Below are 12,989 nucleotides of genomic sequence, written 5' to 3' on the forward strand. Positions count from 1 at the left end.
TTATACTTTCTTATAAATTATAAGAGGACGGTGGATTCCGATGAAGCAACTCATGGGTGTAATTAATCTGGATCATGAACTTGACAAACTAAATGAACTCACTTATTTCCGCTGTGGTGCAGCCGTACCTTTTGCAAGTCGTTATCGGTTGATTGATTTCGTGCTTTCTAATATGATGCGTGCAGACCTGGAGAGCGTTGGCCTGTTCGTCCGCCGTAAATACCGTTCTCTAATGGACCATTTGGGTGACGGAAAATCTTGGGATATGAACCGCAAGCATGGAGGATTATTCATTTTGCCTCCAGACTGGAACGATCCTACGGATACTTCTCTCGGGGACTTACAGCATTATCATAACAATCTGGATCTTTTTAAACGGGGATCTGCTAAATATATCGTGTTTTCCGGCAGCCAGCATATCAATACAATTGATCTTCAGGATTTGTACAGTTACCATCTGGAGAAGGGTGCCGACGTTACAGTAGTGTATAAAAAGATTGAAGAACTGCAGCCAGAACATGATCTATGCCAGCGTATTGAAGTAGACGAAGAGAATAAGGTAACTAATATCCATCATGAGAAAGACCATCCTAATTTATATCTGGATATCTTCATTATGGAGAAAAAACTGTTCTTGGAGCAGGTGGAGCATTGCATTGCGCATGGAGAGAGTTATTTTTTCCGTGATGTGATTCAGAAGAACCGACATAAATTTAATATCGCCGCATACGAATATCATGGCTATCATGCCGTAATTAATTCATTAGAGAGTTATTATAAGAACAGTTTGGAACTGCTCCAGCAGGAGAATTACTTCAGTTTGTTCAAAGAAAGCCCGGTACAGACGAAGATTAAATATGAGGCTCCAACAAGGTACTTGGAAAGTGCTAATGTCAGTAATTCGTTGGTGGCGAATGGCTGCATTATAGCTGGAACAGTAGAGAATAGCGTGATCTTTCGTGGGGTCCAGGTGCGTAAGGGAGCGAAGATCATCAACTCAGTAATTATGCAAAAGTGCGTCATCGAAGAAAATGCGGTCATTGAGAATGTAATTATGGATAAAGACGTACATTTGAGTAAGAATCGAATTCTTGTTGGAGATAGCAAACGTCCATTCGTCATCGCCAAGAGCAGCAAGATCTAACGACTGGATTAGATGCACAAAGCAGTATTAACCTGTCTGATCTAATGGCACAGTCTGCTGCACTTCTAATAAAAGCATTTGTCAGGAGGACCTACTGTTGTTTAACGATAAAGAATCTTTCAAACAGGTATTCCGTGAGACCCTTATTGGTAAATTAGGTAAACCGCTTGAGGAAGCCTCGAATGCCGATGTCTATAAAATACTGGGCAACATGATTCGTGAGAACGCCGGAAAAAATTGGGCGGAAACGAACCAGAAATATAAGCTCGATAAAGATAAGCAGGTTTATTATTTTTCAATGGAGTTCTTGATCGGTAGGCTTTTAGGGAACAATCTGCTGAATATGGGTGTACTGGAAGTAGTACGTGAAGGTTTAGCGGACCTTGGCTTTTGCTTGCAGGATATAGAGGAGGAGGAGTCGGACGCTGGGTTAGGGAATGGAGGTCTCGGTCGTTTGGCTGCCTGCTTTCTGGACTCACTCGCTTCCCTGCAATATGCGGGACATGGCTGTGGTATACGGTATAAATATGGCCTGTTCGAGCAGAAGATCGTTGATGGGTATCAAGTGGAGCTTCCTGATTATTGGCTGCAGAATGATAATGTTTGGGAAGTGCGCCGCGAAGACAAGCAGGTTGAAGTTAGGTTCTGGGGGACTATTGAGACCCGCGAAGAGAACGGACGGCTCGTATTTGAGCATACGCAATATGAGGCTGTTCGTGCAGTGCCTTATGATGTCCCTATCATTGGTGCAGATCGCCGGCATGTGAATACACTGCGGAACTGGAGTGCAGAATCCATTACCCAGCCCTCTAGAACCTTTGGTTCTTTTGCCGGGACGGATTATCATAAGTTTCTGGAGTATAAGCGTTCGGTAGAATCCATTTCGGAGTTTCTGTACCCAGATGACTCTCAATACGAAGGCAAGCTGCTTCGCCTGAAGCAGCAGTATTTTCTCTGTAGTGCGGGGCTGCAAAGTATTCTGCGTACCTATGCCAAGCTTGGGATTCCTATAGAATCGCTGCCTGACAAGGTTGCTCTTCATATTAATGATACACATCCAACGTTGGTGATTCCTGAATTGATGAGGATTTTGATGGATGTACATGGTTTAGGATGGGATGAGGCATGGAGTATCACGACGCGTATGGTCTCTTATACTAATCACACTATTCTGAGCGAAGCGCTTGAGAAATGGCCTATTCAAATGGTTAGGGAGCTACTGCCACGTATTTTTCTTATCATTGAAGAGATCAATGCGCGCTTCTGTGGCGAGCTTATGAGTCGTTATCCGGGGGATCAGGATCGAATTGCGCAGATGGCGATTATTCATGATGATCAGGTTCGGATGGCTCATCTGGCGATTGTAGCGAGCCATAGTGTCAATGGAGTCGCGGCGCTGCATACAGAAATATTAATGAAGCGCGAGATGCGGCTTTTTAATGAAATGTATCCACACCGGTTTAATAATAAGACGAACGGAATTACCCATCGGCGATGGTTACTGCATGCCAATCCGGACCTGGCTAATTTGATCAATCAATCGATAGGGACCCGTTGGGTGAGCCATCCTCAAGAAATGATTGGCTTGATTAAATATTGTGAGGATGCTTCCTTCCAGGAACAAGTAGCAAGTATTAAGCGCCAGAATAAGCTTCGTCTTGCAGAGTACATCTACAGCAAGCATTCTGTACATGTCGATCCTGACTCTATCTTTGATGTACAGGTGAAACGTCTGCATGCCTACAAGCGCCAGTTGCTTAATATTTTGCATATTCTGCATTTGTACAATCAAATCAAAGATAATCCTTCGATGGATATGGTTCCACGCACGTTTATATTCGGAGCAAAGGCAGCGCCAAGTTATCATCTGGCGAAGCGGATTATCAAACTGATTAATACAGTTGCGGAGGTAGTCAATAAAGATCCGGATGTTAAAGGGAAGATTCGTATCTTTTTCCTTGAAAATTATTCGGTATCCCTAGCAGAAAAGATCATTCCTGCAGCGGACATCAGTGAGCAGATTTCTACAGCCAGCAAAGAAGCATCCGGTACCGGGAATATGAAGTTTATGATGAACGGTGCATTGACGGTAGGGACGATGGATGGCGCAAATGTGGAAATGCATGAAATGGTGGGAGACAACAATATGTTCCTGTTCGGACTTCGCGCGGAGCAGGTCATGGATTACTACCAGCATGGCGGTTATCATGCGCGTGATATTTACAACGGGGATAGTCGTGTGAAGGAAGTGCTGGATCAGTTAATCAAACCAGGACCTATATGTTGTCACGCTACGGAGTTTGAGAGTATCTTCCACTCTCTTCTGGATAATAACGATGAGTTTTTTGTCCTGAAGGATTTCGCCAGTTACGTTGAGACGCACGTCGAAATTGATCGGGCATACCGCAACCGGCAAGAATGGCTGAAGAAGTCCATTATTAATATTGGTCATTCCGGTAAATTCTCCAGCGATAACACAATTAGTCGCTATGCAGCTGAGATTTGGAACATTAGTCCAGTTCGACTGTAGGATCAACATAAAAGGCTGTCTTATAAGTAGGTAACCCCTACAAATAAGACAGCCTTTTTTAAAATATAAGACATAAAGTATAAGTTTCACACCATACTTTATGTCTTATATTTCTCGCTTAAACGCTTACCGTCCTTATGAGGACGACGAAGGCGTTTATGCTTGACCTATCAGAAAGTATATATTTGTGAGAGGATTTTTAGATAGCTTCCGATACTAAAGCTGCGAACCGCTCCAGAAACCGGCGTTCCTCGTCATCAAAGCGATCCTTAAGCGGACTGTCGATATCAAGCACGCCAAGCAGGCGGTCATCCTTTAGTAAAGGAACAACAATCTCGCTGTTAGAAGCTGCATCACAGGCAATATGACCTGGGAATGCATGCACATCTCCTACTACAAGTGTGCGTCGCTCTGCGGCTGCCGTTCCGCACACCCCGCGAGATAGCGGAATTCGAATGCATGCAGGGAGGCCTTGAAAAGGTCCAAGTACTAGCTCCTTGCCGTCAAATAAATAAAAACCGGCCCAATTCGTATCCGGTAGAGCGTGTTTAAGTAGTGCCGAAGCATTAGCCAGATTGGCTGTAGCACTTGGTTCGTCCTTCATCAATGCTTCGAGTTGGATTAGAACGGCTTCAAACTGCTCGCTGCGCGTTCCATCATAGGGCATAGCTTGAAACATGAAGCATCACCTTCCTGTACTTTAAATTCAATATGAAACCATTAACTGTAACTAACAACATAGTACAGCTATGAGGGGTACGTCAAGACACAACATTAATTTGTAATATTTTGGGATGTGTCAAACTCCCTCTGTAGCGCTGAACCCTTGTGGTGATGTTTCCAATGAACTGTCATAGGGTAATGCAAGAGTAAATACCGAAGGCTTTGTTGCCAGAAGGAGTGGAATATGCGCGCTGATGTACAGAACTTGTTCATAGGAATCCACATGCTTTATTGTGCCCATGATAAAGATGTGACGATCTCGGAGATGCTGCTCGGACTGGAAGACATGGGATATCGTGTAGGAGAACGCGAAGTGAAACAGGAATTGGAAAAGCTGACGCTGGACAACTTTCTGACTGCACATAGTGAAGGGTACAGTATTACTGGCACGGGTATTGAAGAGTTCAAGGATATTCGAGCCAAACTTCAGGTGCTGTGTAGTGAAGTTATTCAGGGAGCAGAATGAAATCATTTAACTCAAAGTTTCATAAAAGTGTCTGTATCAAGGGAGAATTAACCTTCTGATGCAGGCGCTTTTTACGTGAGAGGATACAATTTGTTCTTTTCTATGTTAAAAAAATTAGAACTTTTAGCTTAAGGATATACTCTTGAATGATGTATAATTGATAAGTTGAAGGGGGAGCGGAGAATTGTATCTATGCAATGGAGTGACACCTACACTGATCGGTAGAAGATTAAAATTATGTGCTATGACTACAGAGCATGCGTCAGCGTTATTTCAGGTTTGGTCTGATCCGGAAGTTACTCTCTGGCTGGGTGCACCGGCATTATCCTCTATAGAAGAGACGAAGCAGCTTATAGACCTTCTATCACAGATGGCTCAGGAAGAGGAGAGCTTACGTTGGAGTATTATTGGACCTGGGGAGGAAGTCATAGGTAGCTGTGGGTATAACCATTGGCAGCTTCAGGGGGCTTACCGTGGTGAAATAGGCTGTGATCTGTCGCCTGCCTTTTGGGGGCTTGGATATATGAAAGAAGCACTTGGTCTTGTACTCGATTTTGGTTTCAATATTATGGGCTTGAATCGGATTGAAGCGTTCTGTCATCCAGATAATATCCGTGCGGAGAGGCTGGTTCATACGCTTGGATTTCAGAAGGAAGGCTTACTGCGTCAATACAGGCAGATCGCTTCCGGCTTTCAGGATACTGCTCTCTATGCTTTACTGCGCGAGGAGTGGCAATCCACTTAATACATAAAGAGAGGGTTTGGAACATTGAAGTCAACAGGGGATTTAGAACGTAAACTAATATTAACAGGGGTACTGCTGGCCACGTTTCTGGCGGCCATTGAGGGGACTGTAACAGGACCAGCCGGGCCGGCGATTGTAGGCGACTTTCAGGGAATGCAGTGGCTGAGCTGGATATTTACTTCATATTTACTGGCAATGGCTATTACTACACCTATTTTTGGCAAAATCAGTGATCTGTTCGGACGCAAACCTGTATTCATGTGGGGAGCGGCTGTTTTTTTACTAGGCTCATTATTATGCGGCATATCTCAAAGTATGGAACAGCTGATCCTGTTTCGCGCGATACAGGGGATCGGTGCGGGTGCACTTATTCCAATGACCTTTACTATTATCGGTGATATTTACAGCATTGAAGAAAGAGCAAAGACACAAGGGCTGCTAAGCTCTGTATGGGGGATTTCCTCTTTGGTAGGGCCACTGCTTGGTGGCTATGTGGTAGATTACTTAAGCTGGCGCTGGGTATTTGTGTTCAATCTTCCATTTGGCATATTGGCTATGGTATTTATTGCACGTTATCTGAAAGAAGAGAAGGTGCGTCGGAAGACACAAATCGATGTGGCAGGTGTTCTTCTGTTCGCAGCAGGCATGGGGGCTTTACTCTTTGGACTGTCCACTGGAGGACAGAACCTGGCATGGACTTCTCCATTACTACTGGCAACACTGGGTGCAGCGGTTATCCTGTTAATTCTATTTCTGTTTGTGGAGCGCCGTGCACCAGAGCCTATGCTTCCACTGAACTTATTCTCAAACCGTAACATCGCGGTATCAACGGGTGCTAACCTGCTGGTAAGTACCTTAATTATTGGACTTTCTACGTATATCCCCTTATGGGTGCAAGGCGTATCTGGAAAAAGCGCTGCAATCTCAGGTTTGCTGCTTGCACCAATGTCTGTAGGTTGGATGCTTGGGTCAATAGCAGGTGGACGGATGATTCTGCGCGCGGGTTCTCGCCGGACGGCAATGCTTGGGTTGATGATGATTGCTGCCGGAGCAATTGGACTGGTCTTCTTGACTGGAGAATCTTCGCAGCTAATACTCTTAGGCTTAATGCTGGTCTGTGGAGTGGGCTTCGGATACTCTTCTACGGTCTTCACGATTATCGCTCAATCTTCGGTTGCGTACGATCAACGTGGTGCGTCCACAGCGCTTAATGCATTTACCCGTTCACTGGGTCAGACCATTGGGGTAGCTATATTTGGTTCTTGGCTGAACTTGAATATTGATCAACTGTTGCGAAAACAACCGGATTCAAACGTAACAGGTGAAGATATTAATAAGCTGCTCGGCTCGCATACAGGAACTAACCTGTCTGGTGAAGTATCCAACAGTTTGCGTGGTGCACTTGAAGGAGGACTTCATTCACTATTCATCGTGATGGCAGTATTCGCTGTCTTATCACTAATTATATCTTGGGGTTTGCGCAAGGGTGTACCTTCGGTAGAGGATGCTACTTCTTCTTTGAAAAAGGCATAACTCATTCTCTAAATCATATAAAGAAGCCCGACCGGGTATTTACCGGTCGGGCTTCTTCGTGCGATAACAGCTTGTCTAACACATATGAAGTAAAAAGCAGCCTAGCCTCTAGCTCTACTTACGGGGAAGAGGGGAAAGCTTCTCAGCTTGCAGGCCCATCTTCTTGAGCAGAGTGATCATTTGTTCCTTCTCTTCATCATTTAGTCCGCTGAAAGCAAGATGAAGACGCTCTGAGTATTTCGGATACATCTCATTCATGAGACGTTCGCCTTCCGCGGTCAACTCCGCGAAAATCACACGACGATCACTTGGACAAGGCTTGCGCTGCAAATAGCCGCGTTCTTCAAGCTTGTCGATTACGTAAGTCACGTTGCCGCTTTGTAGCAGCAGTTTGGCGCCAATTTGTTGAATGGGCTGTGGTCCCTTATAGTACAACACTTCCATGACGGCAAAGGCAGTAGGATTAAAACCTTCAATTTTGCTACCAGTAACAGCATGCTCATTAATGCTTTTAAAGGATTTGGCAAATACCCGGTACAAATGTAGTGTTAATTGTGTATCACGTTCATAAGATTGTATCATGCTTCTCCACCCTTTATCGTTAATCATGTGAACTCGTCGCACGTTCTGTAATCATATCTATTAGTGCACGGTTTACCTGTGCAACGAACTTTGAGATAACAATAGAATACGTGAAAGATCGGATGAAGAACATGTGATTTGTCACAATGAGCAACTTTTAATTATTAAAAATCAAACAATTTTTTGAATATGTTGAAATTGAATGTTTTTCACCTCAGTCTCTGAAAGGATATTAATTTCATTCCACGGTTCAAGTGCCATTTACGCCCCGAGACGGATGAATCTCATTCTCCAATATTTTACTATTATTTTATCGAGAAATAGTAATGGGGAGTGAAGGAAGGATGGAGGAACATCATATTCATGCTTTAAAAGAAAGTAAGTTAACCGCGAATAAGCCATTTATGTTGCTTATCGCTGCACAGCTTGTATCGAACATAGGAGACTGGTTGCATATATTGGCACTATTGACGATGGTAGGATTCAAATGGAATGCTACGCCATGGGAGATTACGGCCCTATCTTTATGTATGGCTGTGCCTCTGCTGTTAGGAGGTCCGTTTGCCGGCTATTTAAGTGACCGTTTCAACCGCAAGGCAATAATGATTGGTTCAGATATAGCCCGTGCAGCGGTGGTTATTTGCTTGGTATTTGCAGGCTCGCTGTGGCAGGTTTATGTGCTGCTGCTGGCTAAGGGATGTATGGATGTGCTGTTCTCTCCGGCCAAAAGCGGAAAGATTAAGGAACTTGTGCCTGTGGCTCAGATGGATAAAGCAATGGCGCTTAGCTCATCTATAGAGCAGATAACTAAAATTGTGGGTCCAGCGCTTGGTGGATTGCTAGTTGCAGCCTTCGGCATATCTGTTTGTTATATGATCGATTCTGCTACATTCGTTTTATCGGCGATCATTTTGCTTGGATTACCGCGTACAGCTGCAATTAAGAAGAAAGATACGGAAACAAGCGGGGGGGATACGGAGGTACGTAAATCCTTCCGCCAAGAAATGTCGGCAGGTCTGCAAGTGATTGCAGGAATGCCTGTAGTGCTGTGTGGCATTGTTATGTTGGTACTGGTGCTGCTAATGCTACAGATCGGAGACTCTCAGATTGTAACGTTATTCCGGGAGATTCCAGGTGTGAACGGAGATCTGCTGGGGTGGTGTGTAGCAGCCAGTGGCTTTGGAACCTTGCTATCTGCGCTGCTTGTAAGCCGATTAGGCAGTGGTAAGCATCCGCTTATTTTTATGGGATTAGGGGCTGTAATCATGGGCGTTGTCTTCTCGGGTGCAGGAATCGTAACTGCTCATGGCCAAGCGGGAATCTGGATGAACATTGCTTTGTTTGGGTCCTTCATGTTTGCTGGTGTGGGTGCAGGATTAGCGTTTATCCCCTTCAATTCAATGCTCCAGCAACGGACACCTGCGGAATACACAGGTCGTGTATTTGGAACCATTGGCAGTCTTACAAGCGCAGCTGTTATTCTAGGACCTGTAGCCGGTGGAGCCTTAGTGACAGCATCGGGGCCGGTATCTGCCTTTATTCTATCTGGTTTGCTTACAGGATTGTTAGGACTAGGGTTGTTAATGCTGCGTGGTAAAATCGAACGCAGGGATGAGGCGGCGATCAAGAAGCAGGAAGGAATAGCTGCGACGAATAACATGGAATTTGTAGGACAGACCTCCCTTTGATGGGAGGTTTCTTTTATTCGCTATTGCACAGGGCTTAAGTTATTATTGTGAAAAAAGCAGCTTGATTATTTTCAGGAAAAATATATAGTACGATTAGATAAGTTGCGATTGCCTCTGTTGATCATTTGAATATCATTCATATACGTAATAGAGAATGCAATTTATAATAGTACCTATTAGAAGTTTTAGGAGATGGAGAGTATGGAGAAGGTAGATACAATGATGGATACCGATAGCTACGACGACATTGTGCTCGATGTTGAGATCGATGAAGCTGGCTATGAAGCGGGAGATCCTTGCATATTCGATATTTCTTTTCAAGTGAAGCGAGGGCAACTGCTCGGATTGATCGGACCTAATGGTGCTGGGAAAAGTACAACCATTAAGACCCTGCTTGGTTTGTTGAAGAATACCAAGGCTAAGGTGTCTTTTAGTGGAGTTAATAAATCATACGCTTATGTACCGGAGCAACCTGTGTTTTATGAGGATTTGACATTGTGGGAGCACTTGGATTTAGCGGCCGCTGCCTATGGACTGAAGTACGAACAGTTCGAAGAAACTGCAGAAAGACTGTTGAAGCAGTTTGGTATGGGCCATGTGCGCAATGATCTTCCAGCTGGATTCTCTAAGGGCATGAAACAAAAAATGATGCTAATGCTTGGCTTTTTGGTACAGCCGGATGTGTATATTGTGGACGAGCCATTTATTGGTTTAGATCCTCGGGCTACGAAAGATTTCCTGCGGCTGCTGGAAGCGGAGCGGAAGCGTGGAGCTGGTGTATTAATGTCCACACATGTACTGGATACTGCAGAGAAAATATGCGATGATTTCGTACTGATCTCCGGGGGAAAGGTTGCCGCCTCGGGAACACTCGAAGATATACGCGATTATGCTGGGCTGCCGGAGGCGTCGTTGTTTGATTGCTTCGACGAACTGACATGAGTAAGCAGGGCAAGCGGGCATTTGCTTTTTCTAATGCCAAACAATTATTCAGACGGCGGCTATTCTCTCATTGGCGTGAGCAATCCGCTATTATCCGTACGGCGGCTGATTGGACCGTGCTCTTATATATTCTTATTCCCGGAGGTTTTCTGGGCGGGCGGTTGTATTATGGATTCTGGAATGAGGGGCTACCGGCTTGGAGCGAAAATTTGCCGTTTATGCTCATTCTTTCATTATTAGTACTTCTGATCTGCAATGGGGGCTTGGTGCTATTGTTGCAGGAAGGCGATCTATTATTTCTTAGACAAAGGCAGCGCTGGATAAATACGATCGTATTTCGAGGATTACTTTACAGCCTGATTGTAACATCGCTGAAGTTCGTTGTGGCTTTTGCACTGTTATTGCCTTTTCTGATTCGGGGATTTGAGATGACGTCATCGGAGGTGTGGGCGCTGTTCGCTCTGACCTTGGCGTGCAGCTGGTGTGTTAAGTTACTTGGACATCTTGTAAAAGTACAAAAGCATGGTTGGCGGCGCTGGTTGTGGCTGTTTCTGGCGATCTCCGTCCCGAACGCTATCTATTTCAGAGTAGCTAGCCTTTGGAGTGATCATCCGCTCTTCATTTGTCTCAGTGCGGTTGTATTTACAGTCGTTGCAATAATCGCCTTCCGTTGTCGCTTAGTGATGCGTGGGACATTTATGAACGACGTGCGCGAAGACTACAAGCAGCGAATGAAGATAGCAGCCATACTGCTTCGCAATGTTCTGGATAAACCTCGTCCGACTCGCCATAAGCCGTGGATTTTCCGGAAGTCACAGCCTTTGCTTAAATCAAAGACTGCCGAGAGCCGGTTCTCTGCGGCAGCGATTAAGGCACTAGTGCGGAATCCGGCCCATTTGAAGCTTTACTTTGCTTTTACAGCCGTGTCCGCTGTAGCGATCCTTATCATTCCATCGGGGTTCAAATGGCTGGGATTTGTAGTCTTAACATCGCTTATGACGTTTTGGCTGTTCTCTTTCTGGTCGTTGTTTGTTGGTGATGATTACATTGGGATCCTTCCGTTTACGAAAGAACAAAAAGCTGAAGCAGGTATGCATGCGGTCCCTATCTTATTGCTTCCCTTTACCATGATTTCCTCCGCACTGATCTGTCTCTCTTTATATGGATGGTGGGGGCTCATCTTGTTCATTCCGGTTGGATACATGGTTGGACTCTTTATCAGCAGAATATTTGGTACGTTCCGGCTGGGCAAAGATTGATAGATAGAACTAAAAACAGCGTGAATTGAGAAGCTTCTCAATTCACGCTGTTTTTAGTTGCACCGCATTAGCTAAGGCGAAGGTCAGCAGCATGTTTGCCTGCTGTATACCCAGTAGAGAATGCGGCTGTTATATTGTAGCCACCAGTGTAGCCATGGATATCGAGTACCTCTCCACAGAAGAATAACCCTTGCATAAGCTTCGATTCCATTCTTTTGGGATCGATCTCTTTCAGATTTACGCCGCCGCCTGTAACAAAGGCTTCGGATAGGGAACGGGTACCATGAACATTAACGGGCATCCTTTTCAAGATGCCTGCTAGCGCAAGCAATCCATTCTTGGATACATGATGCCCCGTAATATCTCCATCCAGGTCAGCTTTAGCTAACAAGAGGGGAATGAGACGTTCTGGCAGCAGCCCCTTTAGTGAATTGCGGATCGCTTTCTTCGGCTCCTGGTCCAGCTTGTCTTGCAGCAATGATTCCACTTCTTGCAAGTTCAGATCAGGGAAGAGATCGATGGACATCTCAACAGTGTCAGTCCCTGATTTACGCTGGACCTGTCTCAGAAATTGGCTGCAGCGCAGTGCAATTGGCCCGGATAATCCAAAATGGGTGAATATCATATCTCCGCGATGAGAAATGACCTTCTTTCCTTTTTGATTCCAGACAGTTAGTGCCACATCGCGTAGCGACAATCCTTGCAGCTCACCGGATTTAATCCACTCTTCCCGTGAAATAATCGGTACCTCTGTCGGAAATAGCTCAGTAATGGTGTGGCCTGCGGCTTCAGCCCATGGGTACCCATCTCCTGTAGAGCCAGTCTGAGGAACGGACTTTCCTCCGGTGGCGATGATTACGGCAGCACTGGAAATCGTTTTGCCGGAGCCCAGCTGAACACCCTTAACAGCCCCTTCTTCATATATTACATGTGAGACAGGACTATCTGTCATAATCTGCACACCTAGGCTCCGTACTTTGTTGATTAAGGCGGAGACAACGCTGGAGGCTTTATCGGAGACGGGAAACATCCGTCCGTTGTCTTCTTCTTTTAATGCAATACCTAAGCCTTCAAAAAAGGCAATGATATCTTGATTATTAAAATGGTCGAAGGCGCTATACAAAAACCGCCCGTTTCCCGGGATATAGGAGATTAACTCATCTCTCTCCTTGACGTTCGTTACATTGCAGCGTCCGCCACCAGATATCCCGAGCTTTCGTCCTAGCTTAGCTCCCTTATCGATCAGTAGCACGGATGCCCCGTGTTCTGCTGCGGCTACACTTGCCATTAATCCCGAAGGGCCGCCACCTATGACGATCACATCGAAGTTGCTCATGAAATTTTACTCCTTTACATGTTAAGACACGGGTGTTACTT

At 45.2% G+C, this 12,989-nt stretch carries 11 protein-coding genes; 8 read left to right on the forward strand and 3 right to left on the reverse strand.

The genetic code is table 11. The features are described 5' to 3' along the window. The first annotated feature begins 40 nt into the window (after positions 1-40). Together glgD and ACN6KS_RS03045 are read left to right on the forward strand one after the other, a co-directional pair. A complete protein-coding gene (gene glgD / locus ACN6KS_RS03040; protein ID WP_094873599.1) occupies positions 41-1,144 on the forward strand; it encodes a glucose-1-phosphate adenylyltransferase subunit GlgD in 1,104 nt (367 codons plus the stop codon). A 97-nt stretch (positions 1,145-1,241) separates the two neighbouring features. Continuing rightward, positions 1,242-3,674: a glycogen/starch/alpha-glucan phosphorylase gene (locus ACN6KS_RS03045; RefSeq protein ID WP_094873601.1), complete on the forward strand. Its 2,433-nt coding sequence runs from the start codon at positions 1,242-1,244 to the stop codon at positions 3,672-3,674. Between the two features lie 199 nt (positions 3,675-3,873). Here ACN6KS_RS03045 and ACN6KS_RS03050 read toward each other — a convergent pair whose 3' ends face one another. Beyond that, positions 3,874-4,353 carry a GAF domain-containing protein gene (locus ACN6KS_RS03050; protein ID WP_094874767.1) on the reverse strand — a complete coding sequence of 160 codons (480 nt, stop codon included), beginning with the start codon at positions 4,351-4,353 and terminating at the stop codon, positions 3,874-3,876. Between the two features lie 228 nt (positions 4,354-4,581). Here ACN6KS_RS03050 and ACN6KS_RS03055 point away from each other — a divergent pair, with 228 nt between their 5' ends. The 3 genes from ACN6KS_RS03055 to ACN6KS_RS03065 all read left to right on the forward strand — a co-directional run bounded on the left by ACN6KS_RS03055 (position 4,582) and on the right by ACN6KS_RS03065 (position 7,141). Further along, positions 4,582-4,863 carry a hypothetical protein gene (locus ACN6KS_RS03055; RefSeq protein WP_094874766.1) on the forward strand — a complete coding sequence of 94 codons (282 nt, stop codon included), beginning with the start codon at positions 4,582-4,584 and terminating at the stop codon, positions 4,861-4,863. Positions 4,864-5,047: 184 nt separating this feature from the next. Then, on the forward strand, positions 5,048-5,608 hold the full coding sequence (locus tag ACN6KS_RS03060; RefSeq protein ID WP_094874765.1) for a GNAT family N-acetyltransferase: 561 nt from the start codon (positions 5,048-5,050) through the stop codon (positions 5,606-5,608). A gap of 24 nt (positions 5,609-5,632) precedes the next feature. After that, positions 5,633-7,141, forward strand: coding sequence for an MDR family MFS transporter (locus ACN6KS_RS03065; protein ID WP_094874764.1), 1,509 nt, complete (start codon positions 5,633-5,635; stop codon positions 7,139-7,141). A 114-nt stretch (positions 7,142-7,255) separates the two neighbouring features. Here the strand turns inward: ACN6KS_RS03065 and ACN6KS_RS03070 are convergent, their stop codons facing one another. Continuing rightward, positions 7,256-7,723: a MarR family winged helix-turn-helix transcriptional regulator gene (locus ACN6KS_RS03070; protein ID WP_042123913.1), complete on the reverse strand. Its 468-nt coding sequence runs from the start codon at positions 7,721-7,723 to the stop codon at positions 7,256-7,258. A gap of 344 nt (positions 7,724-8,067) precedes the next feature. Here ACN6KS_RS03070 and ACN6KS_RS03075 point away from each other — a divergent pair, with 344 nt between their 5' ends. The 3 genes from ACN6KS_RS03075 to ACN6KS_RS03085 all read left to right on the forward strand — a co-directional run bounded on the left by ACN6KS_RS03075 (position 8,068) and on the right by ACN6KS_RS03085 (position 11,612). After that, complete coding sequence (locus ACN6KS_RS03075; RefSeq protein ID WP_440961317.1) at positions 8,068-9,411, forward strand: MFS transporter; 1,344 nt, start codon at positions 8,068-8,070, stop codon at positions 9,409-9,411. Positions 9,412-9,612: 201 nt separating this feature from the next. Continuing rightward, on the forward strand, positions 9,613-10,353 hold the full coding sequence (locus ACN6KS_RS03080; protein WP_179281789.1) for an ABC transporter ATP-binding protein: 741 nt from the start codon (positions 9,613-9,615) through the stop codon (positions 10,351-10,353). Then, positions 10,332-11,612: an ABC transporter permease gene (locus ACN6KS_RS03085; protein WP_143812452.1), complete on the forward strand. Its 1,281-nt coding sequence runs from the start codon at positions 10,332-10,334 to the stop codon at positions 11,610-11,612. Before ACN6KS_RS03080 ends, ACN6KS_RS03085 begins: the two co-directional genes overlap by 22 nt. Positions 11,613-11,679: 67 nt before the next feature. Here ACN6KS_RS03085 and ACN6KS_RS03090 read toward each other — a convergent pair whose 3' ends face one another. Continuing rightward, positions 11,680-12,948 carry an NAD(P)/FAD-dependent oxidoreductase gene (locus ACN6KS_RS03090; protein WP_094877195.1) on the reverse strand — a complete coding sequence of 423 codons (1,269 nt, stop codon included), beginning with the start codon at positions 12,946-12,948 and terminating at the stop codon, positions 11,680-11,682. Positions 12,949-12,989: the final 41 nt, after the last annotated feature.

Source organism: Paenibacillus nitricinens (assembly GCF_052056485.1).
Taxonomy (GTDB): Bacteria; Bacillota; Bacilli; order Paenibacillales; family Paenibacillaceae; genus Paenibacillus_AQ; species Paenibacillus_AQ nitricinens.

What these genes read in the sequence shown, in the direction of transcription:
- ACN6KS_RS03070 (WP_042123913.1), bottom strand. Translation starts at nt 7,723, where the DNA reads ATGATACAATCTTATGAACGTGATACACAATTAACACTACATTTGTAC.
- ACN6KS_RS03055 (WP_094874766.1), top strand. Translation starts at nt 4,582, where the DNA reads ATGCGCGCTGATGTACAGAACTTGTTCATAGGAATCCACATGCTTTAT.
- ACN6KS_RS03075 (WP_440961317.1), top strand. Translation starts at nt 8,068, where the DNA reads ATGGAGGAACATCATATTCATGCTTTAAAAGAAAGTAAGTTAACCGCG.
- ACN6KS_RS03090 (WP_094877195.1), bottom strand. Translation starts at nt 12,948, where the DNA reads ATGAGCAACTTCGATGTGATCGTCATAGGTGGCGGCCCTTCGGGATTA.
- ACN6KS_RS03050 (WP_094874767.1), bottom strand. Translation starts at nt 4,353, where the DNA reads ATGTTTCAAGCTATGCCCTATGATGGAACGCGCAGCGAGCAGTTTGAA.
- ACN6KS_RS03080 (WP_179281789.1), top strand. Translation starts at nt 9,613, where the DNA reads ATGGAGAAGGTAGATACAATGATGGATACCGATAGCTACGACGACATT.
- glgD (WP_094873599.1), top strand. Translation starts at nt 41, where the DNA reads ATGAAGCAACTCATGGGTGTAATTAATCTGGATCATGAACTTGACAAA.